This window comes from Dactylosporangium sp. CS-047395 (assembly GCF_050942185.1).
GTDB lineage: Bacteria > Actinomycetota > Actinomycetes > Mycobacteriales > Micromonosporaceae > Dactylosporangium.
Window position 1 is genome coordinate 1,190,740 of record NZ_CP192015.1, and the last position, 26,501, is coordinate 1,217,240.

The following is a 26,501-nucleotide window of genomic DNA, read 5'->3' on the forward strand; positions in this document are numbered from 1 at the left end:
TGGCCGCCCGGAGGCGGCCACAGTTGTCCAAGATCTTGCAGTTGTGAACTTGCCGAACTCTTGAGCGAATCCGGTGACCGTCCGGTTACGCGATGTCGCGCTTGCGCGTGATCAAGGTGCCGATGGTGCCGAGCACGACGGCCCAGCCGACGAGCACCACCACGCCGACCCAGCGGCCGGGCAGGTGGGTGTCGCCCATCTGGTCCTGCAGCGAGCCCACCACGTGCTCGGAGGCGAGCGGCGGGATGTACACCGCCGCCTGCAGGACCCAGTCCTCCTTGATCAGGTACTCGCGGACCAGGGCCAGCACGATCAGCGCGGCGTAGGTGCCGATGGTGTAGACGACCGCTGCGGTGATCGTCGCGCCGATCTGGCTGCGCAGGAGCACGCCGATACCGATGCCGAAGACCGCCCACAGCATGTACACGAGCAGGTTGAGCAGCACCGCCTGTTGCGCGTCCCAGTGCCCGAGGCTGTTGCCGACGCCCTCGCTGGAGAAGAAGATCGAGCCGACGATCACGTTGATCACGGTGGCCAGCAGCCAGAAGGCGAACGCCATGGCGGCGCCGGTGATCAGCTTGGCCACGATCACCTTGGTCCGCTTCGGCGTCGCCAGGAACGTCGCCGTCGCGGTCTGGTGGTAGAACTCGTTCGTGATCAGCAGGATCGCCAGCAGCATGACCATCATCAGGCCGAAGAACTGGCCCGACGTGTAGATGTTGGCCGCGATGCGGGCCAGGCCGGCCCCGGTGTGCGCGGCCGCGATCTTGTCCTTCTCGATCTGGTTCTGGGCCAGGAAGTCGGCCCTCTGCTCCTCCGTCAGGCCGGGCGGCGGGTCCTGGTTGAGGTAGTCCGGCGTCGAGAGCTGCGAGTCGGCCTGGGCGCTGTTGATCAGCAGCGCGAGCCCGACGAAGGCCAGCGAGCAGATCAGGAAGATCCACCACATGTTCGTGGTACGCAGCTTGATCAGCTCGCTGCGGATGAGCCGGATCATCGGATGGCCGCCCTTCCCTGCGTGAGTTCGAGGAACACGTGCTCCAGGTCGGGGCGCTCGGCCATGAGCTCGTGCAGCTCGACGCCGGCCCGCAGGGCGAGCTTGCCGACCGCCGGGGCGTCGAGCCCGGTGACGAGGTGCGCGCCGTTGCCGTTGGGGTTGATCGCGCCGCCCGCCTCGCGGACCGCGGCGACCAGCTCCTGGATGTTGGGCGTGCGCACGCGGACAGCGCCCTGGGTCGTACCCTGGCCGATGATCTTGTCGACCGGGCCCTGGGTGACCAGCTTGCCGGCGGCGATGATGACCACGTCGTCGGCGAGGATCTCCATCTCCGACAGCAGGTGGCTGGAGACGAGCACGGTGCGCCCCTGCTGGGCCAGGCCCTGCAGCAGCCCGCGCATCCAGCGGATGCCCTCGGGGTCCAGGCCGTTGGCCGGCTCGTCGAGGATCAGCACCTTCGGGTCGCCCAGCAGGGCCTGGGCGATGCCGAGGCGCTGCTTCATGCCCAGCGAGTAGCCGCGGAACTTGCGCTTGGCCGCGGTGGTGAGCCCGACCAGTTCCAGCACCTCGTCGACCCGGGCGGCCGGGAAGCCGCCGGCCGCGGCCACGCAGCGCAGGTGGTTGCGCGCGGTGCGGCCCTTGTGTGCGGCCGAGGCCTCCAGGATCGCGCCGACCAGCTGCAGCGGCTCGGCGACGTCGGCGTAGCGGTGCCCGCTGATCGTCGCCGTTCCGGCGGTCGGTGAGACGAGGTTGAGCATCATGCGCAGCGTTGTGGTCTTGCCGGCGCCGTTCGGGCCGAGGAACCCGGTCACGCGCCCCGGCTCGACCACGAACGACAAATTGTCGACGGCTCTGACGTTGCGGTACTGCTTCGTCAGGCCGGAGACGACGATCTGCCCGTCGGACAAGGCGCCGCTCCCTCCGTGAGAACAGGTGAAGGCGTCAATATGGCATGTCCGGACAAGTCCGCGCGATCTAACTTGGTCTTTAACCTGTGCGGCGTGGTCGGGGATTCGTCGATTTCTTCTTTCTGGGCCTCGGTTTGCTGGCTTCGTTGCTGGTGACGGTGTGGACGTCGTGGCGGCGGGTGGGATGCCGGTTCGGTTGGCCGGGGGGCCGTCCGGGTCCTGCCCGGGTGGGTTTCGGCGCGTTCGCGGGACAGGTGCTCGTCGCGCGGAGGTGCCGGAAGTCGCGTCGGACGCGGGCCGGGGTGAGTCGTTCGGGTGGTGCTGGCCGTTCCCATGGGCGGCGTAGGTCCGCGGCGATCGGGCGGGCCAGGCGGAGCTGGGTGTGCGCGGCGATGATCAGCCAGGTCCACCGGTCGGCGGCGGCCGGGTCGCGCAGTTTCGGCACGGTCCAGCCGAGGGTCTGTTTGAACAGCCGGAACGTGTGCTCGATGTCGAACCGGCGCAGGAACGCCTGCCATAACAGGTTCACCATCGCCGCGTCGGGTGTGGGGTCGTTGCCGATGCTGGTGGAGCACCACAGCCAGACCGGTTTCGCGGTGGCACCGGAGGGCAAGCGAGCCACCTCGAGGCGGATCAGGGTGCCTTCCAGGATCGGCAGGTCCGGGCAGTCGGCCCAAGCAGCTCGGCGGGTCAACCTGGGGTGCAGCCGATGCCAGGCGCGGGCGGTGGCGGTGCCGTAGCGGCGGGTCTCGGTCATGGTGGTGACGTCGGGGTCGTTCCAGCTGGCCGGGTCGCCGAAGATGAACTCGCCGCCGTGCCGGCGGGGCCGGCCCAGCATGCCGGGCTGCCGCGGTGGGGTGGGCCGGCGCAGTACCCGGTCCGACCGCAGGCGGGCCAGGACCCGCACCGGCAGGTCCCGCAGCAGCCAGGCCAGGCGGGCAGCGTCGTAGCCGGCGTCCATCACGACCCACATCGGCGGGTCACCGGCCCGCCAGTGCCCTGCGGCGATCAGCCGCGTGAGGACGTCCCGAACCTGTCCGGCGGTGACCGCGGCCAGGTCCGCGCCCGGCGCCAGGCGCACCGCGTCCAACGGCGCGGTCCACGAGGTGCGGCCGCTCTCCAACGCGACCACGAACGAGTAGGGCCAGCCCGGCACCCCGATGTGCTGATCCTTGGCCCGTCCGTAGGTGTGACACAGGATCCGCTCCGGCACGGTGTTCGCCTCCGGCCGCAGCCAGCAGGTGACGTCCACCGCGAGGACGATCCGGCCGTCAGCCGCGCGTGGCAACGGCACCGACGCCACCGCGGTCCGCAGCCGATCCACGTCGACCCGCCCAGCACCCAGGGCGTCATACAACGCGCCGTGCCCCCGACGGTGCTCCGCGACCAGCGACAAGGCCGGCAACGACCGCACCGGCCCATCCGCGCACAACACCGCATCCGCCAACTCGAACAACGCATCCCCGCGAGCCGTCAGACAGCGGTAGAACTCCCCACGGAACCAGCCCAGATCCCCGCCCGCCCCACCACACCCGCTATCAGGCACACTGATCCTCCGCAGCCTTTGATGCGATCTTCTTCCCTAGACAAGAGGAATGATCGATCAAGGGCTGCACCCATGATCAGCCGGGGTCGATGCCAGACGGCCCTAGGTTAAAGATCAAGCTAAGGCCTGTTTGGTAACTGGGGTAGGTGCTGCGGCGGAGTCCAGATTTCGTCTGCGTGCGCAGCGCGGAGGCCCGGCTACCGGTGTTGTAACCGGGCCTTCGCGATGTGTGCGCAGGCGGAATCTGGGCCCGCCGCGGCCCTGCCTCAGTTACCAAACAGGCCTTAGGGCCGCTCTGACACGCGGACGACATGCTTGAGGCCCGACCAGGTTTGGTCGATCGCGCACACCTTAACGTCCACTCGGCCGTTGGCCAGCGCATATTCGCGCACGACGTTCTCGTCGAGATTTGTCGACAGGCCCGAGGCGCGCTTCGGCCAGGCCACCCAGAGCGCACCGGCGGGCGGGGTGAGCCGGTGCAGGACCCGCCACCGGCGGCGTAATCGGGCCAGGTCCGGACAGAAGACCACGATCACGTCGTACAGGCCGGGGGCGGGGCGGCGGTGGAGTACGACATCCGCGGGCAGGTCATCGAGCGTGAAGTCGGGCGGGGCGCCATCGAGCAGAACGCGATGCCCCGCATGGACGCCCAGCTTCTTGGGCAATGGTGTGCCTGAATATCCCGCCATGGCTGATCACGGTAACGACAGTTCACCCGCCCGCCATCAGGGAAACCTGTGAAGGTCAGCCATCCGCAGGGGTCGACGCTTACACCGAACGCATGACGATTCTCGCCGTCGCCACCGGCCCGCAAGAGCTGGGCGACTTGCAGCGTTACACCCTGCTGGTGGCCACGGACGGCGCCCAGGTCCGGGCCGCACAACGGCTCCGCCACGAGGTCTTCGCCGGTGAGCTGGGCGCCACCCTGCACAGCACCGAGTCCGGCCTCGACGTCGACCCCTTCGACGAGCACTGCGACCACCTGATCATCCGCGAGGAGCTCACGGGTCAGGTCGTCGGCACCTACCGGATGCTCCCGCCCGACAAGGCGGCGGCCGCCGGCGGCCTCTACGCCGACACCGAGTTCGACCTGACCGGCCTCGCCCCGCTGCGTGGCGACCTGGTCGAGACCGGCCGGTCCTGCGTGCACCCCGACCACCGCAGCGGCGCCGTGATCAACCTGATGTGGGCCGGCATCGCGCGGTACATGCACCTGCACGGCCACCGCTGGCTCGGCGGCTGCGCGTCGGTCCCGCTGGCCGACGGCGGCGAGACGGCGGCGGGCGTCTGGGACCTCGCCCAGCGCAAGCACATGGTGCCCAGCGCCTGGCGGGTGCGCCCGCGCAACCCGTGGACCACGACCGCCGAGACGCCGGCCAAGGTCGCGGTGCCGCCGCTGCTCAAGGGCTACCTGCGGCTGGGCGCCTGGATCGCCGGAGCGCCGGCCCACGACCCGGACTTCGACTGCGCCGACTTCTACGTGCTGCTGTCGCTGGACCGGATCAACCCGCGGTACATGCGCCACTTCCTCGGACAGGAGTGACGACCATGGCTGTCATGGACAGCCTCTGGCTGCCCCGTTCGACGTGCGGCGCGGACTGCCTCGCCGACACCCCGTCCCGGCACGTGTCCCACCTGGTCATGGCCAAGCGGGCGGTGGTCACCGGGTCGGTGCTGCTCTTCGCCGCGCTCTGCGTGCCGGTGCTGGCCCTGCTGCCCCAGCGCCAGCTGATCAAGGCCCAGCGCCGGCTGGCTCGGGCCGTGCTCGGCGGCCTGGGCATCCGGCACTCCTCGACCGGGAAGATCCCGCAGTCGAGCGCGCTGCTGGTGGCCAACCACGTGAGCTGGCTCGACGTGATCGTGATCCTCGCCCACGCGCCGGCCCGCCTGCTGGCCAAGCGCGAGGTCCGCTACTGGCCGCTGATCGGCCGGCTCGCCGCCACGCTCGGCACCGTGTTCGTGGACCGGTCCCGCCCGAAGAGCCTGCCGGCCACCGTCGCCGAGGTGAGCCGCAACCTCGCCGCGGGTGGCGTGGTGGCGGTCTTCCCCGAGGGCACGACCTGGTGCGGGCGGATGGGCGGCACCTTCCGCCCGGCCATGTTCCAGTCCGCGGTCGACGCCGGCGTGCCAGTGGTCCCGGTCCGCCTCACCTTCGCCCAGAACGGCGTGGTCTCGACCGTTGCCGCGTTCATCGGCGACGAGTCGCTGGCCGCCTCGCTGAAGCGGGTGATCGCGGCCCGCGACCTGACGATCGCCCTGCGGGCGCACCCGAAGATCCATCCGGCCCCGTGCGAGCGGGACACCCACCCCCGCCGGGTGCTGGCCAAGGCGGCCGCCTCGGTGGTCGGCCCCGCTTGAGTTTCTGAGAAGGCCGGCCCGGTCGCGACCGGGCCGGCTTTTTTATGTCGTGTCACACAGTCGCGATGTATCGCGTTTGGCGCTACGCTGAATCCCATGACCGAGTGGAAGATCAGCGAGCCGGAGCGACTCGCGCTCGACGAAGAGGTCGTGAACCTCAACGTGTCGCTCGTCGCGGGGCGGCTCAACGTCGTCGGGTCCGACGAGGGCCCGGCCCGGGTCGAGGTGGCCGAGATCGCCGACCGGGCCGTGCACGTCTCGGTCGCGGGCGGGCGCCTCGACGTCTCCCAGGACTTCCCCAAGGGCTGGCCGGGGTTCCTGTGGTGGCTGTTCAGCTCCCGGTTCAAGGTCGACGTCTCCGTCGTCGTGCCGACCAGGGCCACCGTCAAGCTGAACGTCGCCGCGGGCACGGTCATCGCGTCCTCGCTGCGCAACGGCGCCCAGGTCGACGTGACCAGCGGGCGGATCACGCTGCTCGGCGTCGACGGGCCGGTCACGGGCCGGATCGTCACCGGCTCCATCGAGGGCCTGACGCTCGGCGGCGAGGTCGCGCTGGAGACCGTGTCCGGCGAGATCGTGGTGGCCGACTCGACCGCGGCCAAGGTCAGCGCCCAGACCGTCTCCGGCTCCGTCACCTGCGACCTGGACAACCCGCCGGACGGCACCGAGGTCCGCCTGGACACCGTGTCGGGCGAGATCACGGTCCGGGTGCGGGAGGACAGCGACCTGCGGGTCAGCCTGCACGCCGCCTCCGGGCACGTCCTCAACGCCTTCCCCGAGCTCGACCAGCACGGCCGCAACAGCGTGACCGGGCGGCTCGGCACCGGCACGGGCGGCCATCTGGCCGCCAGCGCGGCGTCTGGCAGCATCTCGTTGTTGCGGCGGCCGGTCGACGACGAGACCGATCAGTACGACGAGGAAGAGACGACGGCATGAGCGCGGTGTTCAGCCACGGCAGGCTCCGGTTGTACCTGCTGAAGCTGCTCAGCGAGGGCCCGCGGCACGGCTACGAGCTGATCCGCCTCCTCGAGAACCGCTTCCACGGCCTCTACGCCCCGTCGGCCGGCACCATCTACCCCCGCCTGCAGCGGATGGAGGCGGACGGCCTCATCACGCACACGGCCGAGGGCGGGCGGAAGGTCTACGAGATCACCGGGGCCGGCCGGGACGAGCTGGAGCGCCGGGCCGCCGAGATCGAGTCGCTGGAGGCCGACATCAACGCCTCGCTCGCGGACCTCTCGACCCTGGCCGACGAGGTCGAGCAGGGCGTGCGCGGCTCGGTCCGCGACCTCAAGCGCGAGCTCAAGGAGGCCAGCCGGCAGGTGCGCAACGCGCCGGGCGGGCCGACCTCGTTCGGGTGGGGGTACCCGCCGCGGCCGGGCTCGGCGAGCACCCGCCCGGCCGCCCCGCCGCCGTCCGACGTGGTGGCCGAGCTGGAGGACAAGGCCGCGCTGCTGCTGGCCGAGGTGCGCCGGCTGGCCCGGGCCGGGCGGGCCAGCCAGGAGACCATGCGGGCCACCCTCGTGGTGTTGGACGGCGCGATCGACCAGGTGAGACGCTTGCTGCGGTAGGTGGGAGCGGTGCCCAGGAACTTCCCAGGCAACCACCAGCCCTACTTCAGCGGAGGGCGGAAAGATATGCGCATGGGGGTACGAGGCGGCGTCGCACAATCCGGGGGTGCATCGTCGCCAGGCGTGGCGCAGGCTGAGGCGAGACTGCTCGTGGTCGAGGACGACCCGAATATCCGCGAGCTCCTCTCCGCCAGCCTGCGTTTCGCCGGCTTTGCGGTTGACGCCGTGACCACCGGCAGCGAGGCGGTCACGGCGGCCCGCGACTCCAAGCCCGATCTCGTCGTGCTCGACGTGATGCTCCCCGACCTCGACGGCTTCGAGGTGATCCGGCGCCTGCGCGAGGGCGGCGTCCGGCTTCCGGTCGTCTTCCTGACCGCCCGCGACGGCACCGAGGACAAGGTCCGCGGCCTCACGCTCGGCGGCGACGACTACGTGACCAAGCCGTTCAGCCTGGAGGAGCTCACCGCCCGCATCCGGGCCGTGCTGCGCCGCACCGCCGGCGACCCCGGGCCCAACCGGCTCGTCTTCCACGACCTGGAGCTGGACGAGGAGACGCACGAGGTGAGCCGGGCGGGACAGACCATCGCGCTGTCGCCGACCGAGTTCAAGCTGCTGCGGTACCTCATGCTCAACGCCGGTCGCGTCCTGTCCAAGGCGCAGATCCTCGACTTCGTGTGGAACTACGACTTCCGCGGCGACGACAGCATCGTGGAGTCGTACATCTCCTACCTGCGCCGCAAGGTCGACATCACCGAGCCGCGGCTGATCCACACGCTGCGGGGCGTGGGCTACGTCCTGCGCCTGCCTGTCTGAGCCGCGCTCCGGTGCGCTTCATCGCGGACGTGCCGCTGCGGGTCAAGCTCGTCGCGGCCGTCCTGACCCTGGTCACCATGGCCCTGCTCGTCATCGGCGTCGCGAGCGCCCTGGTGATGCGCAGCTCGATGATCGACAAGGTCGACGGCCAGCTGCGCCAGCTGGCCGGCGCGGTGGACCTCAACCGGCTCCGCCCCGGGACCGAGACGCCGGTCGTGCAGAGCAACTACTTCTTCTTCTGGCTCGCCCGGGACGCCAACGACGACCTCGGCCTGGCCACCGCCGGCGGGCCCGACAAGGCCGACCGGCCGCCGCTGCCGACCTCCAGCGAGGACCTCGTCGACCACCTCGGCGAGCCCTACACGGTGACCGCCGAGCGGACCCACGAGCGCTGGCGGGTGCTGATCATCCAGCGGGCCGGCAACTCGTACGGGGTGAACGTCCTCGGCGTGGCCGAGAACCTCTCGATGATCGACAACGCGGTCGACGAGCTGGTCGCGGCCGAGCTGTTCATCGGCGCGGGGGTGCTCGTGGTGATCGCCGCCGTCGGGGTCACGATCGTGCGGACCAGCCTGCAACCGCTGCGCGAGATCGAGCGCACCGCGGCCGCGATCGCCGCCGGCGACCTGACGAAACGCGTGCCCGAGAGCCCGCCCGAGACGGAGATGGGCCATCTCGCCGGCGCGCTGAACACGATGCTCGGGCAGATCGAGGGCGCCTTCCGGGTCCGCGCGGCCTCCGAGGAGCGGATGCGGCAGTTCATCGCCGACGCCTCGCACGAGCTGCGCACGCCGCTGACCACGATCCGGGGCTTTGCCGAGCTGTACCGCCAGGGCGCCGCCCGCGAGCCCGAGCAGACCGAGGGCCTGCTGCGCCGCATCGAGGACGAGGCGGCCCGGATGGGGCTGCTGGTCGAGGACCTCCTGCTGCTGGCCCGGCTGGACGAGGAGCGCCCGCTCAGCCTGGCCGACATGGACCTGCGCGTGATCGCCGGGGACGCGGTCGCGGCCGCCTCCGCCGTCGCGCCGGACCGCGAGATCAAGCTGGAGCTCGACGTCGACGAGCCGGTCGAGGTGAACGGGGACGAGGCCCGGCTGCGCCAGGTGGTCGGCAACCTCATGACCAACGCGCTGACCCACACCCCGCCCGGGTCGCCGGTCGAGCTCGCGCTGCGCCGGGACGGCGGCGACGCGCTAATCGAGATCGTGGACCACGGGCCGGGTCTGACCGACGAGCAGGCGGCCCGGGTCTTCGAGCGCTTCTACCGCGTCGACAAGGCGCGCACCCGCCAGCAGGCCGGCGGCTCGCACAGCGGCAGCGGGCTGGGACTGGCGATCGTGGCCGCGCTCGTCGCCGTACACCAGGGAACGGTTTCGGTCTTCGTGACTCCGGGTGGTGGGGCCACCTTCCAGGTCCGGCTCCCGCTCACAGTCGGTTCCCAGGTCGCTCTCGGTGGTCAGTAAGCAATCGCGGCCAAGCTCAAGGTATGAGCGAACAGCAGGGATGGGCACAGCAGCCGGCCTCCAACGCACAGCAGCACATGCCGACCAACACGGTGCCGGCGCACGTCCCGCATATGCAGCACCCGCCGCAGTGGTACCCGCCACAGTCACCCTATGTGACGCCCGCCACCGTGGCTCCGGCGCCCTTGCAGCGCCGCCGGCTGGGCAAGGGTGTCGTCGCGGTGGTCGCCGCGGTCGCGCTCTCCATCACCGCGGCCTTCGGTGGCGGGGTCGCCGCCCTGGAGCTGCGGCCGGCGAACACGACGAGCACCGTGATCAGCGCGCAGAACTCGAGCACCTCGTCCACGGGCACCGCCAGCCTGTCGGACGTGGCCGCCGCGGTCCTGCCGAGCGTGGTGTCGATCAACACCGGCTCCGCGGTCGGCTCCGGCGTCATCATCACCACTGACGGCGCCATCCTCACCAACAACCACGTCGTCGCGACCGCCCGCGGCAACACGGTCCAGATCACCTTCTCGGACGGGAAGACCGGCACCGCGCAGATCGTCGGCACGGAACCGGACAGCGACCTGGCCGTCGTCAAGCTCACCGGCGGCGGCACGTACACCCCGCTGGCCTTCGCCGACAGCTCCTCCGTCAAGGTGGGCGACACGGTCCTGGCCATCGGCAGCCCGCTGGGCCTCGAAGCCTCGGTGACCTCCGGCATCGTCAGCGCGCTCAACCGCACCATCGACGAGAGCGCCGAAGAGGGCCAGGGCGGCCGGGGCACCCAGCAGACCTCGGGCGGCGCCAGCATCCCGGGCGCCATTCAGACCGACGCCGCGATCAACCCCGGCAACTCGGGCGGCGCACTGGTCAACCTGTCTGGCCAGCTGATCGGCATCAACACCGCCATCGCCTCCACGAGCGAGACGGCGGGCAACATCGGCGTCGGCTTCGCAATCTCCAGCAACACGGCAAAGTCCGTCGCTCAGCAGCTCCTGGCGTAGCTGTACCACAGGCTGGTTTCCCCTCCAGAAAAAGATGGCCGGCGCACTTGGTGGAGTGCGCCGGCCATCTCTTTTAATCGGCCCAGCCGAATGAGCGCTCGACCGCCCGGAGCCACAGCGCGTGCCCGCGGTCGCGCTGGTCGGCCGCCATCGACGGCTCCCAGCGCTTGTCGACGTGCCACTTCTCGCGCAAGGCGTCGGTGTCGGGCCAGAAGCCGACGGCTAGGCCGGCCGCGTAGGCAGCGCCGAGCGCCGTGGTCTCGGCCACGGTGGGCCGCACCACGGGGACGTCGAGCACGTCGGCCTGGAAGCCCATCAGCAGGTCGCTCGCGGTCATGCCGCCGTCGACCTTGAGGGTTTCCAGCGGTACCGCGGACTCGGCCATCATCGCGTCCACCACGTCCTTCACCTGCCAGGCCGTCGCCTCCAGGGCGGCCCGGGCGAGGTGGCCCTTGGTGACGTAGCCGGTGAGCCCGGTGATGACGCCCCGGGCATCCGGGCGCCAGTGCGGCGCGAACAGGCCCGCGAAGGCCGGCACGATGTAGCAGCCGCCGTTGTCCTCGACGGTCGCGGCCAGCTCGTTGATCTCCGGGGCGGAGGCGATCAGGCCGATGTTGTCGCGCAGCCACTGCACCAGCGAGCCGGTGATCGCGATCGAGCCCTCGAGGGCGTAGACGGGGTCCGCGTCGCCGATGCGGTAGCCGACCGTCGTCACCAGGCCGCGCTCGCTCGCCACCGGCCGGGTGCCGGTGTTGAGCAGCAGGAACGAGCCGGTGCCGTAGGTGCACTTGGCCTCGCCGGGGGAGAAGCACGCCTGCCCGAACAGGGCCGCCTGCTGGTCCCCGAGCGCGCTGGCGACCGGCACGCCGTGCAGGAGCGTCTTGGCCTCGCCGTACACATAAGAGGACGAGCCGATCTCCGGCAGCATGACCCGCGGGATGCCGAACGCCGCGAGCAGCTCGTCGTCCCAGTCCAGCGTGGTGAGGTTCATGAGCATGGTGCGGCTGGCGTTGGTCACGTCGGTGACGTGCCGGCCGGTGAGCTTCTCGATGAGCCAGGTGTCGACGGTGCCGAAGCGGATCTCGCCCGCCTCGGCCCGTTGCCGCAATCCGGGCACGTTGTCGAGGAGCCAGACCACCTTCGGGGCGGCGAAGTAGGTGGCCAGCGGCAGGCCGCAGCGCTCGCGGAACCGGTCCGGGCCGGCGTCCCCGGCGAGCGTGCGGATCAGGGCGTCGGTGCGGGTGTCCTGCCAGACGATGGCGGGGTGCACCGGCTCGCCGGTGCGGGCGTCCCACAGGATCGTGGTCTCGCGCTGGTTGGTGATGCCGATGGCGGCGACATCGGCACGGCTGAGTCCGGCCTGGTCCAGCGCGCGGGTCGACACCGCCTGGACGTTGTGCCAGATCTCGACCGGGTCGTGTTCGACCCAGCCGGGGCGGGGGAAGCTCTGACGGTGTTCGCGCTGGTCAAGCGCCACGATGGCGCCGTCGGCGTCGAACACGATCGCACGGGTGGAGGTCGTGCCCTGGTCGATGGCGAGGATGTACACAGTGCCATCTTCGCCGAAGGTCTGTCACGTTCGGGACGGAACCTTTGCCGCCTTCTCCCGCGGGCCTAGAGTCCGTGCCCGGAACTGTGTCCGGACAGGAGAAACCGTGGCCGTCATCGAGACGCGCATCAGTGTCTGGGAGGCTCTCGCGGGGCGCGCCCCGGGGGTGCCGCTCGGCCCGTCCGACGTCGGCCTGTGGCACGCGGTATCGGATCGGCTCAACCCGGCCCGGGCCCGGCCGGTGCTGCGCCCCGACGTCGAGGCGGTCACGCTGACGTCCGCGCGTGGCGTCGATTACGTCATGCTGCGCTCGCCCGACCGCGGCGAGTCGAGCTATCTGCGGTTGACGCCGGAGGAGTACCGGCTGGCGCAGCAGATGGACGGCAGCAAGACCGTCGCCCGGCTGGTCGCCGAGTTCGCCCGCATCTCCGGCCGGCTCGCGCCCGAGCAGGTCACCCGGATCGTGGCCGACCTGGCCGGCAACCGGATGCTCGACGAGCTGCCCGTCGACGCGTTCAGCAAGCTGCAGCGGGTGCACCGGCGGCCGTGGCCGATCCGGCTGGGCAAGGCGCTGCTGGCCACCGCCCAGGGCCGCCGGGTCGTGCTCGCGCGCGTCGATCCGATCGTGACCTTCCTGTACAAGGCGGGCGGTCGGATCTTCTTCACCCGGATCATGGCCACGCTGTGCGGGCTCGTCGCGCTGGCCGGGCTGGCCGTGTTCGTGTGGAACTGGTTCCGGGCCGACCAGTCGGTGTTCCTCACCAACGACTCCTACTTCGCCGGCGCCCTGGTCCTGCTCGGCCTCAACGTGCTCGCGCTGGCCTGTCACGAGCTCGGGCACGCGCTGGGGGCCAAGCACGCCGGAAGACGGGTGCCGGTCGCGGGCTTCCTCGTGTACTTCGGGATCCCCTCGGTCTTCGTCGACACCACCGACGTGTGGATGGCCGGCCGCCGGGCGCGGCTCGTCACGACCATCGCCGGACCGGCCACCGGCCTGGTGCTCGCCGGCACCTGCCAGCTCGTCGGGGTGTTCTTCCCGGAGCTGGAGCCCTGGACCTTCAAGCTGGCCTTCGCGTGGTACCTCAACGCGCTGTTCAACCTCAACCCGTTCATGGCGCTCGACGGCTACTACCTGCTCATGGACTGGCTCGAGGTGCCCAATTTGCGGGCCCGCGGCCTGGCCTGGGTGATCGCCCGCCTGCGCCGCCGGCCGCCGCGCTTCGGCGACCTCGACCGCGAGGGGCGCCTCGTCGCGCTGTACGGCATGCTCGCCGTCATCTGGATCGCGATCGCGATCAACATCGTCTACCGCGTGTACACCGACCGCGTGGCCGGCGTCGTGACCGGCCTGTGGAACGCCGGCTGGCTGGCCCGGGGGCTGCTCGCCGTGATCGTGGCGGGGCTGCTCGCGCCGGTCGTGTACCTGTTCTTCGGGTGGCTGCGCCGCCGCGGCCGCCGCTTCCGGGACCGGCTCGGCGAGCGCAAACTCGGGCGCGACGAGCCCCGCCGGTTCGCCGCGCTGAGCACCTCGGCGCTGTCCAACCTGCCGCCGGAGGCCCTGGCCCGGCTGGCCGCCGACGCCCGCTGGGTCCACCCGCGCACCGGCGACCAGCTGGTCTTCGCCGGCGCCGCCCAGCCGTCGGTCTACGTCGTCGTCGACGGTGCCCTGGAGGCGCGCCGTCCCGGCGATCCCACCGGTACCGTCCGCGAGCGCGTCGGCCGCGGCGGCGTCGTCGGCCTGGCCAACGCCCTCACCGGCGCCCCGGCCGCGCTGGGCTGGATCACCGCGGGCACCACACTGCTGGCCATCCCGTCCTCGACGGTCTCCTCGGCCGTCGGCCCGCTGCCCGGCCCGCCGCCGGTCGAGTGGGCCGAACTGGAGCAGCTCATCGGCGAGACGCCGGCCCTGTCCGCGCTCGGCCCGGAGGACCGGCTCGGCCTGCTGACCCGCGCCCGGCCCATGCAGCTCGGCCCCGGCCAGCCGGTCGTGCTGCGCACCGGCAACGACGCCCTGGTCATCGAGTCGGGCTCGCTGCAGCTGCCGGAGGGGGTGGAGCTGCACCGAGGGTCGATGATCGGGCCGTACGGCGACGGCTCGCCCGGCCAGGTCGCCACCGCCCGCACCCCGGCCCGCGCCTGGCTGCTGCCCGCCGTGGCCGGCCTGCCCCTGCTGCTCGGCCGCACCGCCGACACCACCCCGTCCGGCGGCCGCCGGCCGACCGCCGGCGCGCACCCGTTGATCGGGTACCCGCCGCTGGCCGCCCCGCCCGGCCCGCCCGCGCCCGCCGACGAAAGCGTGGACCGCCGCCTCGAGCGCCGCCTGTGGTGGCTGCTCGTGCTGCTGCTCCTGCTGGCCGTCTTCCTCACCGGCGCCAACCTCTTCACCGGCCCGGTCTGGGCCGAGATGCCGACCGACAGCGCTTTGGTCACCGTGACCCGCGGCGAGGCCACGGTCCGCGTCAACGGCAGCGATCGCGTTCTGACCCGCAACGCCAAGGTGTACGTCCAGCAAGGCGACGCCATCCGCGTGAACCCCAAGTCGACGGCGTCCCTGACCTTCCGCGGCGGCAGCGCCACGGTCCTCTGCGCCGGCGTCGACGTGCGGGTGGGCACGTTGATCAGCGGTCAGCAGACCCCGATCGAGCCGACGGCCGCGCTGACCCTGAACGCTGGGCGCGTGCTGGTCGACACGACCAGCACGACGACGGCCTTCAAGCCTCTCCGTCTCACCGTGGGGGCGGTGACCAATGACGGGTCGGCGCGGTTCGCGCTGACCGCCTCCGGGGAGCCCGAGGTGGGCCGCGGGGTGGTGACCTCCTCCGGGACCGTCGTGGCGCCGTCCTCCTCGGCCGATCTGACCTGCGGGGACGGGGTGGCGCTGCCGAAGCCGGGTGGGACGCCTACTGTGGTGCCTTCCGCTTCGGACACGCCGTCGGAGCTGCCGTCGCCGAGCGAGTCGCCGTCGGCTTCGGCATCGGCCTCGGAGACCCCGACCGCGACCCCGACCCGCACGACCGCCGGCCCGACCCGCACCACCGCTGGGCCGACCCGCACGACCGCCGGCCCGCCGCCGACCACGGCCGCCCCGACCACCTCACCGCCGCCGCCCTACCGGCCGCCGGTCGTGGTGACCATCAACCAGTCGACCGGCTCGATGGACCAGACACTGGCCACCGGCGCGGCCTGCAACGGCGGCTCGATGACGTTCTCGATCAACGCCGCGGTGCAGGCGGGCGAGGCCCCGATCCGCGGGGTCACGGTGTCGTGGAGCGGGTTCGCGTCCGGCTCCCGCGCCATGTCCCGCGACGGCAACTGGTACGGCACCATCGGGCCGATCAACTACTCGGGCACACCCAACGCGGGCGGCACCCTCAACGTCACCGTGACTGCCATCGACACTAATGGCAAGTCCAGTCTCCCCAAGTCCGGGTCGCAGATCGGCGTTCTGAAGTGCTCCTGGACCCCACCACCGAGATGAGGAAAAAGCGTGCTTTGTTGGTTCTGCGCGAAGGCGGCGCGGGGGTCGTGCCGGTTCTGCGGTCGTGGACTGTGTGAGGACCACGCGAAGTTCGGCCCCTACCTGCTGGAGGTGCACCGTTCGCAAAGCCGCGGGCGGGCCGAGGGGCTCGTGGTGGAGGACGCTATGAAGTGCGGGACCTGCCGGCCGCGTCCGCAGCCGATAGCGATGCCGGAGCTCGACTGAGCTTTGGCGGTACACGAAAACTGGGGGAAACAGCGATGTCCGACTTCGATGAGGTGCTGGAGCGCCTGCTCGGCGACCCCGCGTTCAAGGCGCGGCTCGCGGCCGATCCGGCGGGGACGCTGGCCGGCTATCGGCTGAGCCCCGACGAGCTGGACATCCTGCAGTCCCAGATCGGCGAGGCGGGCGGCGGGGCGGGCCAGGCCCATGTGGAGCAGCGCACCAGCAAGGCCAGCATGTTCGGGGTGTTCTCGTCGCTCGGCTCCGGGCTGGGCGACGTCCTGCACGGGCACGGTGGGGCCGGGATCAGCGGGCACGGGCTGGGCTCCAACGGCGCGGACATGGGCCAGCGGATGCATGACGTGGTCGAGCAGCAGTACGGTGGCCGGCACGCCGCGATCGAGCCGGCCGACGGCGGCGGCGGGTCCACCATCGGGCACGCCGTGCAGGACGCCGGCGAGGGGCGGCACTCGGTGGGGACGTCCCACCTGGAGTACCACTCGGAGACGCACGTCGAGACGCACTCGTCGGGGACGGTCTATCACTCCAGCACCTACAGCGGCTCGACCGGTGGCACCCCGCACGAGCCCTCCGCGGGTGCCTCGGGCGCGGCGGCGGGGCTGGCCGGATATCAGCCGGGGGAGCCGGGCGGCGGCGGGATCGGGGCCGGGCTGTCGGACATCGGTCAGCCGGGCGGGCCCACCGGCGGCGGGGTCGGCGGCGGGCTGGCCGGGGTGGCGCAGCAGGCGGGCGGCGGGCAGGTGCCCGGGCAGGCGCCCACCGACGGGTACCACACCCGCGTGGACTGGGACGGTGACGGGCGCTGGGACCAGCACACGTACGTCAACCGGGCCGACGGCGGGGTGGACATCGTGGTCGACAGCGACGGCGACGGGCGGGCCGAGTTCGTCGGGCACGACACCGACCGCGACGGCCTGATCAACTCCTCCGAGGTCGACACCAACCGCGACGGGGTCATGGACGCGCGCTACGAGGACGTCAACGGCGACGGGTGGCTGGACCGCCGCACGCGGTGAGTGGCACGTTTCGGGGAGCCGCCCGTTCCGCTCGCTCTCTACCGTTCTAGAGGTACCGCAGCAGCGGTACCAAAGGAATCCGGGAGCGGTTATGAGCGACTTTGACCTCGACTGGGGCATGGAGCACGAACTCCACGTCGACCACGACGGCGGAGTCGATCACGTCCCGGCCTTCGATCACGACCACGACGCCTACAGCCACGACCACGACCACGACCTCAGTGGCGAGGACGACCTCGACGGCCTGACCGACGCGCCGCACGACGAGCCGCCGACCCTGGACGAGCAGGAGATCGAGCTGCCGGACTGGCAGCTGGACACCGACTTCCTGGACGGACATTACGACCTGGTCGGCGCGGACCCCCACGAGAACGACATGTGGTCGCAGTTCATGTCGGACATGCACGAAGAGGTCAACCCGTACGCCGCCAACTGATCCCCGGCCGGTGCGCTCCGGAGTGCACCGGCCGGCTCCACGTGCTCAGAGCTTGATCGCGCTGGCCGGGCCGGAGCTGGCGTAGTACCAGCCCTGGGCCGTGTCGCAGCCCAGGTCGCGCAGCCGGGTCGCCTGCTCGGCGGTCTCCACGCCCTCCGCCGTGACGCTCAGCTTCAGCGTGTGGGCCAGGCCGATGACCGCGGCCACGATCTCCTGGTCGACCGGGTCGGGCCGCTCGGGCGGGCGCAGGCCGGCCACGAAGGAGCCGGCCAGCTTGAGGCTGTGCACGGGCAGGTTGCGCAGGTACGCGAAGTTCGAGTACCCGGTGCCGAAGTCGTCGATCGCGATCCGCGGGCCGAGCTCGGCGAGCGCGTTGAGGGCCTCGATCGGGTCGCCGCCGGTGCCCATGACCGCGCTCTCGGTCAGCTCCAGCTGCAGCCCCGCCGGTGGCAGGCCGGTCTGTTCCAGGATCGTGCGCACGTCGCGGACGATGGTGCGGTCCCGCATCTGGCGCACGGCCAGGTTGACGCTCATGATCGGCGCGCGGTCGCCGACCGCCCGGCGCCACTCGGCGGCCTGGCGGCAGGCCTCGTGCAGGACCCAGCGGCCCAGCGGGACGATGAGCCCGGTCTCCTCGGCCATCCCGATGAACGCGTCCGGCCCCAGCACCCCGAAGCGCGGGTGCCGCCAGCGGACCAGGGCCTCGACGCCGATGGTGACCCCGTCGGTGAGGCGGACCAGCGGCTGGTACTCCACGAAGAACTCGCGCCGCTCCAGCGCCGCCGGCATCGAGGCGGACAGCTCGTACCGCTTGACCTCGCGCGTGTGCCGCTCGGCGTCGAAGAGCGCGAGCCGGTTGCGTCCGTCGGCCTTGGCCCAGTACAGGGTGGTGTCGGCGGCCTTCATGAGCTCGCCGGTGCTGGTCCCGCGCAGCGGTTGCTCGACCACCCCGATGCTCGCCGAGATGCTGATCTCGTGGCCGCCGACGTGGACCGGTGCGCGTACCGTATCCAGGGCTTTTTCGGCCACCGCGACGACGTCCTCGATGCCCTCGCACTGCTCGACCAGCACCACGAACTCGTCGCCGCCCATCCGGGCCACGAGCTGGTGCTCGCCGTTGATCGAGCGGGCCAGCCGCCGGGCCACGGTCTGCAGCAGCTGGTCGCCGACGTCGTGGCCGAGCGTGTCGTTGATGACCTTGAACCCGTCGACGTCGAGGTAGCACACGCCGATGCGGGCCTCGTCGTCCTCGCCCTCGGTCTCCAGCAGGGCGTTGAGCCGCTCGAAGAACAGCGTGCGGTTGGGCAGCTGGGTGAGCGGGTCGTGCAGCGCCTGGTGGCGGAGGCGGACCTGCAGGAGGTACCGCTCGGTGATGTCCTCGAACATCGCCACGAGCCACCGCGGGCGGCCGTCCTCGTCGCGGATGATCGAGGCGACCAGGTCCGTCCAGACGCGGTGCCCGTCCTTGTGCACGTACGGCTTCTCGATGCGGAACTGGTCCCGCCCGCCGGAGAGCACCTCGTCGAACATCGCGCCGGCGGTCGGCGGGTCCTCGGGCAGCACGAAGTCGTCGAAGGACATCGCGCGCAGCTCCTCGGCGGTGTAGCCGAGCATGTCGCACAGCGCCTGGTTGACCTCGATGACCTGCCCGTCGATGGTGCTCACGCTCATGCCGATGGCGGCCCCGGCGAAGATCGCCTGGAACCGGGCCTCGCTGACCCGCCGGCCCTCCTCGGCGCGGGCGCGGGCCCACAGCGCGGCGGTGCGGATCTCCTCCTGCTCGTCGAGCACCCGGTCGCGCAGCGCGAGCGCGTAGCCGGACGCGAGCGCGCCCTGGATCTGGGCGACCCGCTTGACCGGCGCGTTGCCGAACTGCTCGGCGAGCACGGCGAGGCTGCGCTCCAGCGTGGTCGGCTCGGTGAAGTGGGCGGCGACCAGCGTCGAGCCGACCTCGCGCACGTCGGTCGGGTCGAAGGTCTCGGCCGTGAGCGCATGGATGATGCGCGTCGACAGGCTGGTCAGGAAGTCCTGGACCTCCAGGCCGTTCATCGACACGTAGCTGGTCCCGGCGATCGCCAGTGACCAGGCGCGCGCCATCCGTTCGGCGGCGCGATGGGGGCGGTCCCACGAAGTCGGCGTGGGGCTGATGGCGGTCATGATCGGCGGCGTTAGTCCTTGCGTGCGACGGCCACGCAGCCGATCGCGTTGCCCTCGGGCGGCGGCTCCTCGTCGCCGGCGGGGCGCCAGGCGTGCGGCGCCACGACTCCGGGCGGGAGCGTGGTCAGGTCCCCGAACAGCGCCTCGACCTGCACGTTGGTGCGCAGGATGAGCGGGGTGGGTGACCGGCGGTACATCTCCCAGGCCTCTTCCTCGGCCGGCGTGAGCGGCCGGTTGAGCCCGGCGTGCGAGAGCACCACGTGGCTGCCGGGCACCCCGGCGGCGGCGTAGCCGGCCACGATGTCGGCCGGGCGCTGCTCGTCGGGGACGAAGTGCAGCACCGCGACCAGCAGGAAGGCGACCGGGCGGGTGAAGTCGATCAGGCCCTGCACCTGCGGCTGGGCCAGCACCTCGGCCGGGGAGCGCAGGTCGCCGGCGACGACCGCGGTGCCCGGCACGTCGGCCAGGATGGCCCGGCTGTGCGCGACCGCGACGGGGTCGTGGTCGACGTAGACGACCCGGCCGTCGGTCACGCCCGCGTCGGCGAGCACCTCGTGGACGTTGCCGACGGTCGGGATGCCGGAGCCGAGGTCGAGGAACTGCCGCACGCCGTCCGCGGCGAGGGCCTGCACCGCGCGGCGCAGGAAGGCCCGGTTGCTGCGGGCCAGCCCGGCGACGGCCGGCATGACCTTGAGAACCTGCTCGGCGAAGGCGCGGTCGGCGGCGAAATTGTGCGACCCGCCGAGGTAGTAGTCGTAGACCCGGGCCACGCTCGGCCGGTCGAGGTCGACGTCGGCCGGGGCCCAGCTGGGACGATCCACAGATCAACACTCCTCGACCTTGGTCGTTGTGCGCCCGAGCATACGTGTGGGCGGGCGGCGAGAAAACCCGCCGCCCGCCCGGACGAGTATTGATCAGGCTCTTCGCTAGGCGATGAGGGTGTAGCGGTTGGCCGGGCCGGGAGCGATGGGTCCGGTGCCCAGGTAGGACGTGAGGGCGTCGACGTCGAAGCCGGGCGCGGTGACGCGGCCGGTGCCCTTCGCGAGGTTCAGGAACCCGTCGCCGCCGTTGGCCAGGAAGTCGTTGGTGGTCACCTTGTAGGTGGCCGCCGGGTCGATCGCGACCCCGTTGAGCTGGATGTTGCTGATCTTCGAACCCGCAGGAGCCGAAGCGCTGATCTGGTACGTGAAGCCGGCCGAGACCTGCAGCATGCGCTGGACCGTCTGGCCCTGGAAGCCCACGAACTGCTGCTCGAGCACGTCCTTGATCTGCGCGCCGGTGAACGACTGGGTGACGACCAGGTTGTTGAACGGCTGGACGGTGAACGCCTCGCCGTACGTCACCTGACCGGGCGCCTCGCCGCCGGGCGAGTTGTTGTAGGTCAGCGACGCCCGGATGCCGCCCGGGTTCATGAACGCGATCTGGGCGCCCGCCGAGGCCTTGGTGTAGGCCAGCTGGGCGTCGGCGATCACGTCGCCCAGGGGCGTCTCACCGGAGGGCACCTGGGTGGTGGTGATGTCGGCGCTGATGCTGCCGATGACCTTGTTCGCGAGCGGGGCGACCGCCGTGCGGTACTTGTCGGCGATCTTCTTGACCTTGGGGTCGACCAGCGCCGGGTTGCGGACGAAGTTGCCGGCCGCGTCCTTCTGGTACGTCCCGTCGCTGTTCTTCACGCCGTTGTCCACGATCACGTTGGTGGCCGACGCGTCGACGAACTTGCGGGTCTTCTTGTCCAGCGTGACCCGGATGTCGCTGACCAGCGTGCCGGCCGTGCCCGCGCTCGTCACCAGCGAGTTCTGGCCCGAGGAGTTGGGCAGCTCGCAGCTGTAGAAGCGGTGCGTGTGGCCGGAGACGACGACGCCGTAGGCCGGGTTGAGGCCCTTGGTGATGTCGGTGATCGGGCCGGCGAAGTTGGCGCAGCCGGACGGGTCCAGCGGCGCCGGCGGGCTGCTCTGCAGACCACCCTCGTGCACCACCAGGACCATCGACTTGATGCCGAGCCAGCCCAGGATGGTGGCGTACTTGTTCGCCGTCTCGACCTCGTCGTGGAAGTCGACGTTCTTGATGCCGGCCGGGTTCACGATGCCGGGCGTCGCCTCGAGCGTCATGCCGACGTAGGCGACCGGCACGCCGTCGTAGAACCGGATGGTGAACGGCAGCAGGATCGGCAGGCCGTTCGACTTCTGGGTGACGTTGGCGGCGAGGTACGGGAACTTGGCCCCCGCGAATCCGTCGCCGTCCTGGCAGCCGTCGGTCGGGTGGCAACCGCCGAACTGCATGCGGTACAGCTCGGTGACGCCCTCGTCGAACTCGTGGTTGCCCACGGAGGCGAGGTCGACGTCCATCGCGTTGAGAACCTCGATCGCCGGCTCGTCGTGGAACGCGGCGCTCACCAGCGGCGAGGCGCCGATGTTGTCGCCCGCCACCACCGTGTCGCTGTACTTGACGCCGGCCTTCTTGGCGTCGTTGCGCAGCTTGGTGAGGTAGGTCGCGAGGTACTCCGAACCACCGGCGGGCACGCCGTTGATGAGCCCGCCACTGCCGGTCGGCGGGTCGATGTTGCCGTGGAAGTCGTTGAAGCCGAGCAGCTGCGCGGTCGTCGTCGGCCCGGTCTTCTGGGAGAACGAGACTTTGGCCGGGGTCAGTGGCGTCCACTGGTCCGAGCCCTGCGAGCCGCCCGTCTTGGCCAGGGGCAGCAGTGCGACGACCGCTACGGCGAGCGCGGGCACCGCGAGGTGCTGCGCGATCCGCCAGCCGCGGGCGCTTGGCTGGGCCATGATCTCTCCTTGTGGAAGGGAAACATGCGTCGATCGACATCCTTGTCGAACCCATCGATCGGGCGCGAGCGGGACTTGCCGTCGGATAAATGTCCTACGGGTAAAGGCGAGGGTTCGCCGGAACAGGCTGTCCGAACGGGCAATACACGGTGCGCGACGATGCGGTACCCGTAGGTATCTAGTACGTTCGGGGCCCGGAAGGTACACCGCGCGTACGGAGGCGGTCCCCATGATGAGGCGGTTCTCGGCCGTACTGGTCGTCGTCGCATCGGCCGCGCTCGGTGGGTTGATCTTCCCCGAACGGGTGAACGCGGCCGATCCCGTCGGCTGGCGGCGGATCTTCTCCAACTCGTTCGACGATCCCGGCCGGCTGCCGACCGGCTGCTCGGCGTACGACGGTGCGCCCGAGGGGGCCCAGGCGAGCTACTTCCGCCCCGAGGCCGTCACCGTCGCCGACGGGCACCTGAGCCTGGTGCTGCACCGGCGCACGTACGGCGGCAAGCCCTTCGTCACCGGCGAGCTGCGCTGTGTCGGGTCGGCCCAGCAGTTCGGCCGCTACGAGTTCAAGGCGCGCGTGCCGGTCGGGGCGGGCATCGACTCGATGGCCCTGCTGCGCCCGGTGGACCGCGCGGCGGGCAAGCACGACTCCCAGCTGGAGCTGATGGCGAAGCCGGGCGCCGAGCAGGCCGTGGTGACCAACGCCGACGGGACGTCCTCGAAGTCCGAGGTGCTCAAGGGTTCGTACCGCGACTGGCACACGTACCTGATCGAGTGGGCGCCGTCCGGCTTCAAGGTCTCCGTCGACGGGGCGCCGGTCTGGTCGGACGCGGCCGCCTCGACCGAGCCGCGCTGGTTCGGCTTCGCGGTGACGACGGGGGACCGGGCGGGCACGCCGAGCTCGTCGACGCCGCTGCCGGCCGAGTTCCAGATCGACTTCCTGCGGATCTGGGCGTTCGAGCCGGTGGACGGGGCGCCGCCGTCGCCTGTGGTGCAGCCGTCCACTGTGGACGCCGCGATGCCTGCTGCGCCGCCTTCGAACCGGCACTGGTCGCTGTGGCTGGCGGTGTCGGCGGTGGTGACGGCGGCTTTCGCGCTCTTCGCCTTCGTGATTCACAAGACCCGGCCGCATCGACCGCCGTCTTCGCACCGCGCGTAAGCCTGCGGCAGCCCGCGGCTTTCCCTGCGCATCGCGCGTAAGCCCGCGCGGCTTTGCTGCGCCTCGCGCGTAAGCCTGCGGCTTTCCTGTGCCTCGCGCCTGAATTGCCGGTTTTGGAGCGGCGGCTTCAGGGCGCATCCGACATATCGCCTGTCAGGGTATAAGTCCGAAATGTCGGGCAAGCGAAGCGCCCGACATTTCGTCTCACAGCAGATCCGCCATCGGCGAAACGGGGTCGTCCACGCCGCCGGGGCGGCGAATCATCGGCGGATGAGAATTCTCGTACTCGGAGGGACCGTGTTCCTCGGCCGGGCCGTTGCCCGGCAAGCGCTCGAAGCCGGCCACGACGTCGTCTGTGCCGCCCGTGGGGAGTCCGGACAGCCCGTCGACGGGGTCGAGTTCGTCAAGGTCGACCGGGACCAGTCCGACGGGCTCGCGGGGCTGCGGGGGAGCTTTGACGCCGTTGTCGACGTTGCCCGGCATCCGCGGCATGTGCGGTACGCCGTCGACGAGCTCGCCGGGCGGGTCGGGCACTACACGCTCGTCTCCAGTTGCTCCGCCTACGCCGACGATGCCACCCCCGGTCAGCGGGCCGATACGGCGCCGTTGCTGGCGGCCGACTTCGAGGCGGACCCGTGGGCCGATGCGGAGGCGTACGGGCGGTGCAAGGTGGCGTGTGAGGAGCTGGCGGCCGCGGGGTTCGGGGCGGAGCGGACGTTCCTGCTGCGGGCCGGGATGATCGTCGGGCCGGAGGACCCTACGTACCGGTTCGAGTACTGGGTGCGGCGGGCCGAGCGGGGTGGCGAGGTGCTGGCGCCCGGCGGGCCGGACGAGGCGGTGCAGCTGGTGGACGTGCGCGACCTGGCCGGCTGGATCATCGCGGCGGCGGGGGACGGGCTGGCCGGGGCGTACGACGGGATCGGGGCGCCGATGACGCGGGCCGAGTTCCACGCCGGGCTCACCGAGGGGGTCGGGGTGCGGGCCGAACTCACCTGGGTCGCACAGGATTTTCTGCTCGAGCACGGGGTAGCGCCGTGGAGCGGGCCGCGGTCGCTGCCGTTCTGGCTGCCGCTGCCGGAGTACGACGGCTTCATGAGCCGGGACGTGCGCCCTTCGGTGGAGGCGGGGCTCGCGACCAGGCCCCTCGCGGCGACCGTACGGGCGACCCTGGAAGCAATTCGTGACGCATCCCACATCGATCCGAAGAACGGACTGGGTATCGACGAGGAAGCTCAGTTGTTGCGGGAATGGCACGAGCGGTGAGCATCACCCCCGCTCGCTTCCCGGAAAAGCCTGTCGCACCGCCGACAGTTGCCGATGAACAACCGTGCCGAAGCGGCACCGATCGTCCCCGGCGCGGGCGTTCCCAGGGAACTCACAGCGAATTCAGGCGTCTGACGGGCAGGTAGAGCACGTATCACTTGTTGCAACCGAAGCGAACCGGAGCAGTCTCCCGAGCGTCTAGGTAAGTGGTGCAACTCTCAGGGGTCGTCACCGAATCGCCGCTGCAGGCGGAATTCGGAAGGCGCTTTGACTGTTGTGTAGGGGGCATACCCGGGGGGCACCCGTTTTAGCAGGGTGAAACGGGGAAGGCGAAGGATGGAGCGGGGAGGGGCCCGAAGGTGGAGAACGTGAAAGTGGAGATGCGACCCGATACAGGCGCCGAGGAGCGTGACCTGGTCGGCGTGTACCTGCATGAGATCTCCCGCACGCCGCTGCTCGACGCCGCTTCAGAGGTCGAGCTGTCCAAGGCGGTCGAGGCGGGGCTCTATGCGGAGCACCTGCTCGACAGCGACGAGATTCCCGATGGCGTGACGGCCGCGGAGCTGCACCGGCTGGTGGCCGACGGCGAGCGGGCCAAGGACCGGTTCATCCGGGCCAACCTGCGGCTGGTCGTGTCGATCGCGCGGCGCTACGTGCGGTCCGGCATGCCGATGCTCGACCTCATCCAGGAGGGCAACACCGGCCTCGTGCGGGCGGTCGAGAAGTTCGACTACGTGCGTGGCTACAAGTTCTCGACGTACGCGACGTGGTGGATCCGCCAGGCCATCAGCCGGGCGATCGCGCAGCAGGAGCGCACGGTCCGGCTCCCGGTGCACCTCGTCGAGGACGTCAACCGCATGCGCAACGTCGCGCGGCAGCTCACCCGTGAGCTGGGCAACGAGCCGGAGCCGGAGCAGCTGGCCACGGCGCTCGGGGTGCCCGTCGAGCGGGTCCACGAGCTCATGCGCTGGTCGCAGGACACCGTGTCGCTCGACACCCCCGTGGGTGACGACGGCGACACCAACCTCGGCGACCTGGTCGCGGACTCCGACGCCCCGTCGCCGGAGGACGTGGTCCTGGCCGCGCTGGAGCGTCAGCGCATCGAGGGCCTGCTCAACCACCTCGACGACCGTTCGGCCGGCATCATGCGGGCCCGCTACGGCCTCGAGGACGGCCGCGAGCACTCGCTGACCGAGGTGGCGACCCGGTTCTCGCTGTCCCGCGAGCGCATCCGCCAGCTCGAGATCCAGGCGCTCGGCCGGCTGCGCGAGCTGGCCCGCGCGGAGGGCCTCCAGGCCGCATAACCCGAAACCCCCACAACGACAAAAAGCCCCGGGTCGATGCCGACCCGGGGCTTTCGCGTGTCCTAGTACGGGTCGCCGCACACCTTCCACGCGCCGCCTTCCTTCAACATCTCGAAGGAGTGGCTGGTCTTGCCGCTCTTGAAGGTGACGTCGGCCGAGATCGATGCGGTCTCGGTACCGTTCTCGTTGCTGTACGACCCGCCCCAGCCGAAGTCGTGCGCGCTCGGCGGGTTCTTCGCGACGAAGGTCTCGAACGTCTCCGGGCCGTAGTTCGCCTGCGTGTCGGTGCACAGCATGTCGTAGGCGGCCTGGATCTTCCCGCCCTCCAACGCGGTCAGGAAGTCACTCGCCGCGGCCTTCGGTGCCTTGGTGGACTTGTCGACAATGAAGAACAGCCCGGCCGCGCCGCCGCCGCAACACAGGACGAAGGCGCCGATCGCGCTGAAAATGATGATCTTCCAGGTTTTGCTCACACGCGCC

General features: G+C 70.9%; 22 protein-coding genes. 13 read left to right on the plus strand and 9 right to left on the minus strand.

Annotated elements, in window-relative coordinates:
* Nucleotides 1–85 precede the first annotated feature (85 nt).
* From ACQP00_RS05505 to ACQP00_RS05520, 4 genes are all read right to left on the minus strand, one after another.
* Nucleotides 86–994: an ABC transporter permease gene (locus ACQP00_RS05505; RefSeq protein WP_433215242.1), complete on the minus strand. Its 909-nt coding sequence runs from the start codon at nucleotides 992–994 to the stop codon at nucleotides 86–88.
* On the minus strand, nucleotides 991–1,941 hold the full coding sequence (locus ACQP00_RS05510; RefSeq protein WP_433223717.1) for an ABC transporter ATP-binding protein: 951 nt from the start codon (nucleotides 1,939–1,941) through the stop codon (nucleotides 991–993). The genes ACQP00_RS05505 and ACQP00_RS05510 overlap by 4 nt, the downstream gene beginning before the upstream one ends.
* 40 nt (nucleotides 1,942–1,981) lie before the next feature.
* Nucleotides 1,982–3,454 carry an NF041680 family putative transposase gene (locus ACQP00_RS05515; protein WP_433223634.1) on the minus strand — a complete coding sequence of 491 codons (1,473 nt, stop codon included), beginning with the start codon at nucleotides 3,452–3,454 and terminating at the stop codon, nucleotides 1,982–1,984.
* 278 nt (nucleotides 3,455–3,732) lie between these two features.
* On the minus strand, nucleotides 3,733–4,137 hold the full coding sequence (locus ACQP00_RS05520; RefSeq protein ID WP_433215245.1) for a DUF3052 domain-containing protein: 405 nt from the start codon (nucleotides 4,135–4,137) through the stop codon (nucleotides 3,733–3,735).
* Nucleotides 4,138–4,229: 92 nt separating this feature from the next.
* On the opposite strand from ACQP00_RS05520, the gene ACQP00_RS05525 reads away from it, so the two are divergent.
* From ACQP00_RS05525 to ACQP00_RS05555, 7 genes are all read left to right on the plus strand, one after another.
* A complete protein-coding gene (locus tag ACQP00_RS05525) occupies nucleotides 4,230–4,991 on the plus strand; it encodes a GNAT family N-acetyltransferase (protein WP_433215248.1) in 762 nt (253 codons plus the stop codon).
* 14 nt (nucleotides 4,992–5,005) lie between these two features.
* Nucleotides 5,006–5,806 (plus strand): lysophospholipid acyltransferase family protein, encoded by an 801-nt coding sequence (locus ACQP00_RS05530; protein ID WP_433215251.1) that lies wholly within the window; start codon nucleotides 5,006–5,008, stop codon nucleotides 5,804–5,806.
* 96 nt (nucleotides 5,807–5,902) lie between these two features.
* Entirely contained in the window at nucleotides 5,903–6,742 is an 840-nt protein-coding gene (locus tag ACQP00_RS05535) for a DUF4097 family beta strand repeat-containing protein (protein ID WP_433215254.1), read from the plus strand.
* A complete protein-coding gene (locus tag ACQP00_RS05540) occupies nucleotides 6,739–7,377 on the plus strand; it encodes a PadR family transcriptional regulator (RefSeq protein WP_433215257.1) in 639 nt (212 codons plus the stop codon). Before ACQP00_RS05535 ends, ACQP00_RS05540 begins: the two co-directional genes overlap by 4 nt.
* A 123-nt stretch (nucleotides 7,378–7,500) precedes the next feature.
* Nucleotides 7,501–8,190, plus strand: a complete 690-nt coding sequence (locus ACQP00_RS05545) for a response regulator transcription factor (RefSeq protein WP_433056799.1) — start codon at nucleotides 7,501–7,503, stop codon at nucleotides 8,188–8,190.
* Between the two features lie 11 nt (nucleotides 8,191–8,201).
* The gene (locus tag ACQP00_RS05550) at nucleotides 8,202–9,653 is read left to right on the plus strand and encodes a sensor histidine kinase (RefSeq protein WP_433215260.1); all 1,452 of its coding nucleotides are present in this window, start codon (nucleotides 8,202–8,204) and stop codon (nucleotides 9,651–9,653) included.
* Nucleotides 9,654–9,676: 23 nt separating this feature from the next.
* Nucleotides 9,677–10,642 carry a S1C family serine protease gene (locus ACQP00_RS05555; RefSeq protein ID WP_433215263.1) on the plus strand — a complete coding sequence of 322 codons (966 nt, stop codon included), beginning with the start codon at nucleotides 9,677–9,679 and terminating at the stop codon, nucleotides 10,640–10,642.
* 73 nt (nucleotides 10,643–10,715) lie between these two features.
* Here the strand turns inward: ACQP00_RS05555 and glpK are convergent, their stop codons facing one another.
* Nucleotides 10,716–12,191, minus strand: coding sequence for a glycerol kinase GlpK (gene glpK, locus ACQP00_RS05560; RefSeq protein ID WP_433215266.1), 1,476 nt, complete (start codon nucleotides 12,189–12,191; stop codon nucleotides 10,716–10,718).
* A 106-nt stretch (nucleotides 12,192–12,297) separates the two neighbouring features.
* Between glpK and ACQP00_RS05565 the strand changes: the two genes are divergently transcribed.
* The 3 genes from ACQP00_RS05565 to ACQP00_RS05575 all read left to right on the plus strand — a co-directional run bounded on the left by ACQP00_RS05565 (nucleotide 12,298) and on the right by ACQP00_RS05575 (nucleotide 17,364).
* Entirely contained in the window at nucleotides 12,298–15,669 is a 3,372-nt protein-coding gene (locus ACQP00_RS05565; RefSeq protein ID WP_433215269.1) for a cyclic nucleotide-binding protein, read from the plus strand.
* A 260-nt stretch (nucleotides 15,670–15,929) separates the two neighbouring features.
* Nucleotides 15,930–16,928: a hypothetical protein gene (locus ACQP00_RS05570; protein ID WP_433215272.1), complete on the plus strand. Its 999-nt coding sequence runs from the start codon at nucleotides 15,930–15,932 to the stop codon at nucleotides 16,926–16,928.
* A 91-nt stretch (nucleotides 16,929–17,019) separates the two neighbouring features.
* Nucleotides 17,020–17,364 carry a hypothetical protein gene (locus tag ACQP00_RS05575; protein WP_433215275.1) on the plus strand — a complete coding sequence of 115 codons (345 nt, stop codon included), beginning with the start codon at nucleotides 17,020–17,022 and terminating at the stop codon, nucleotides 17,362–17,364.
* Nucleotides 17,365–17,409: 45 nt separating this feature from the next.
* Here ACQP00_RS05575 and ACQP00_RS05580 read toward each other — a convergent pair whose 3' ends face one another.
* From ACQP00_RS05580 to ACQP00_RS05590, 3 genes are all read right to left on the minus strand, one after another.
* Complete coding sequence (locus ACQP00_RS05580) at nucleotides 17,410–19,521, minus strand: putative bifunctional diguanylate cyclase/phosphodiesterase (RefSeq protein ID WP_433215277.1); 2,112 nt, start codon at nucleotides 19,519–19,521, stop codon at nucleotides 17,410–17,412.
* Between the two features lie 11 nt (nucleotides 19,522–19,532).
* The gene (locus ACQP00_RS05585; RefSeq protein WP_433215280.1) at nucleotides 19,533–20,342 is read right to left on the minus strand and encodes an SAM-dependent methyltransferase; all 810 of its coding nucleotides are present in this window, start codon (nucleotides 20,340–20,342) and stop codon (nucleotides 19,533–19,535) included.
* Between the two features lie 105 nt (nucleotides 20,343–20,447).
* Nucleotides 20,448–22,298 carry a bifunctional metallophosphatase/5'-nucleotidase gene (locus ACQP00_RS05590; RefSeq protein ID WP_433215282.1) on the minus strand — a complete coding sequence of 617 codons (1,851 nt, stop codon included), beginning with the start codon at nucleotides 22,296–22,298 and terminating at the stop codon, nucleotides 20,448–20,450.
* Between the two features lie 229 nt (nucleotides 22,299–22,527).
* Here ACQP00_RS05590 and ACQP00_RS05595 point away from each other — a divergent pair, with 229 nt between their 5' ends.
* The 3 genes from ACQP00_RS05595 to ACQP00_RS05605 all read left to right on the plus strand — a co-directional run bounded on the left by ACQP00_RS05595 (nucleotide 22,528) and on the right by ACQP00_RS05605 (nucleotide 26,021).
* Nucleotides 22,528–23,454 carry a glycoside hydrolase family 16 protein gene (locus tag ACQP00_RS05595; RefSeq protein ID WP_433215285.1) on the plus strand — a complete coding sequence of 309 codons (927 nt, stop codon included), beginning with the start codon at nucleotides 22,528–22,530 and terminating at the stop codon, nucleotides 23,452–23,454.
* Nucleotides 23,455–23,724: 270 nt separating this feature from the next.
* On the plus strand, nucleotides 23,725–24,717 hold the full coding sequence (locus ACQP00_RS05600) for an NAD-dependent epimerase/dehydratase family protein (protein ID WP_433215288.1): 993 nt from the start codon (nucleotides 23,725–23,727) through the stop codon (nucleotides 24,715–24,717).
* A gap of 380 nt (nucleotides 24,718–25,097) precedes the next feature.
* Nucleotides 25,098–26,021: a sigma-70 family RNA polymerase sigma factor gene (locus ACQP00_RS05605; RefSeq protein WP_433215291.1), complete on the plus strand. Its 924-nt coding sequence runs from the start codon at nucleotides 25,098–25,100 to the stop codon at nucleotides 26,019–26,021.
* A 62-nt stretch (nucleotides 26,022–26,083) separates the two neighbouring features.
* On the opposite strand, the gene ACQP00_RS05610 is transcribed toward ACQP00_RS05605, so the two are convergent.
* A complete protein-coding gene (locus ACQP00_RS05610) occupies nucleotides 26,084–26,494 on the minus strand; it encodes an Rv0361 family membrane protein (protein WP_433215294.1) in 411 nt (136 codons plus the stop codon).
* Nucleotides 26,495–26,501 lie beyond the last annotated feature (7 nt).

Excerpts from the sequence above, each read along its gene's own strand:
- ACQP00_RS05595 (WP_433215285.1), top strand. The coding sequence starts at position 22,528 with ATGATGAGGCGGTTCTCGGCCGTACTGGTCGTCGTCGCATCGGCCGCG.
- ACQP00_RS05525 (WP_433215248.1), top strand. The coding sequence starts at position 4,230 with ATGACGATTCTCGCCGTCGCCACCGGCCCGCAAGAGCTGGGCGACTTG.
- ACQP00_RS05575 (WP_433215275.1), top strand. The coding sequence starts at position 17,020 with ATGAGCGACTTTGACCTCGACTGGGGCATGGAGCACGAACTCCACGTC.
- ACQP00_RS05570 (WP_433215272.1), top strand. The coding sequence starts at position 15,930 with ATGTCCGACTTCGATGAGGTGCTGGAGCGCCTGCTCGGCGACCCCGCG.
- ACQP00_RS05600 (WP_433215288.1), top strand. The coding sequence starts at position 23,725 with ATGAGAATTCTCGTACTCGGAGGGACCGTGTTCCTCGGCCGGGCCGTT.
- ACQP00_RS05580 (WP_433215277.1), bottom strand. The coding sequence starts at position 19,521 with ATGACCGCCATCAGCCCCACGCCGACTTCGTGGGACCGCCCCCATCGC.
- ACQP00_RS05535 (WP_433215254.1), top strand. The coding sequence starts at position 5,903 with ATGACCGAGTGGAAGATCAGCGAGCCGGAGCGACTCGCGCTCGACGAA.
- ACQP00_RS05530 (WP_433215251.1), top strand. The coding sequence starts at position 5,006 with ATGGACAGCCTCTGGCTGCCCCGTTCGACGTGCGGCGCGGACTGCCTC.
- ACQP00_RS05540 (WP_433215257.1), top strand. The coding sequence starts at position 6,739 with ATGAGCGCGGTGTTCAGCCACGGCAGGCTCCGGTTGTACCTGCTGAAG.
- ACQP00_RS05520 (WP_433215245.1), bottom strand. The coding sequence starts at position 4,137 with ATGGCGGGATATTCAGGCACACCATTGCCCAAGAAGCTGGGCGTCCAT.
- ACQP00_RS05590 (WP_433215282.1), bottom strand. The coding sequence starts at position 22,298 with ATGGCCCAGCCAAGCGCCCGCGGCTGGCGGATCGCGCAGCACCTCGCG.
- ACQP00_RS05555 (WP_433215263.1), top strand. The coding sequence starts at position 9,677 with ATGAGCGAACAGCAGGGATGGGCACAGCAGCCGGCCTCCAACGCACAG.
- ACQP00_RS05505 (WP_433215242.1), bottom strand. The coding sequence starts at position 994 with ATGATCCGGCTCATCCGCAGCGAGCTGATCAAGCTGCGTACCACGAAC.
- ACQP00_RS05605 (WP_433215291.1), top strand. The coding sequence starts at position 25,098 with ATGCGACCCGATACAGGCGCCGAGGAGCGTGACCTGGTCGGCGTGTAC.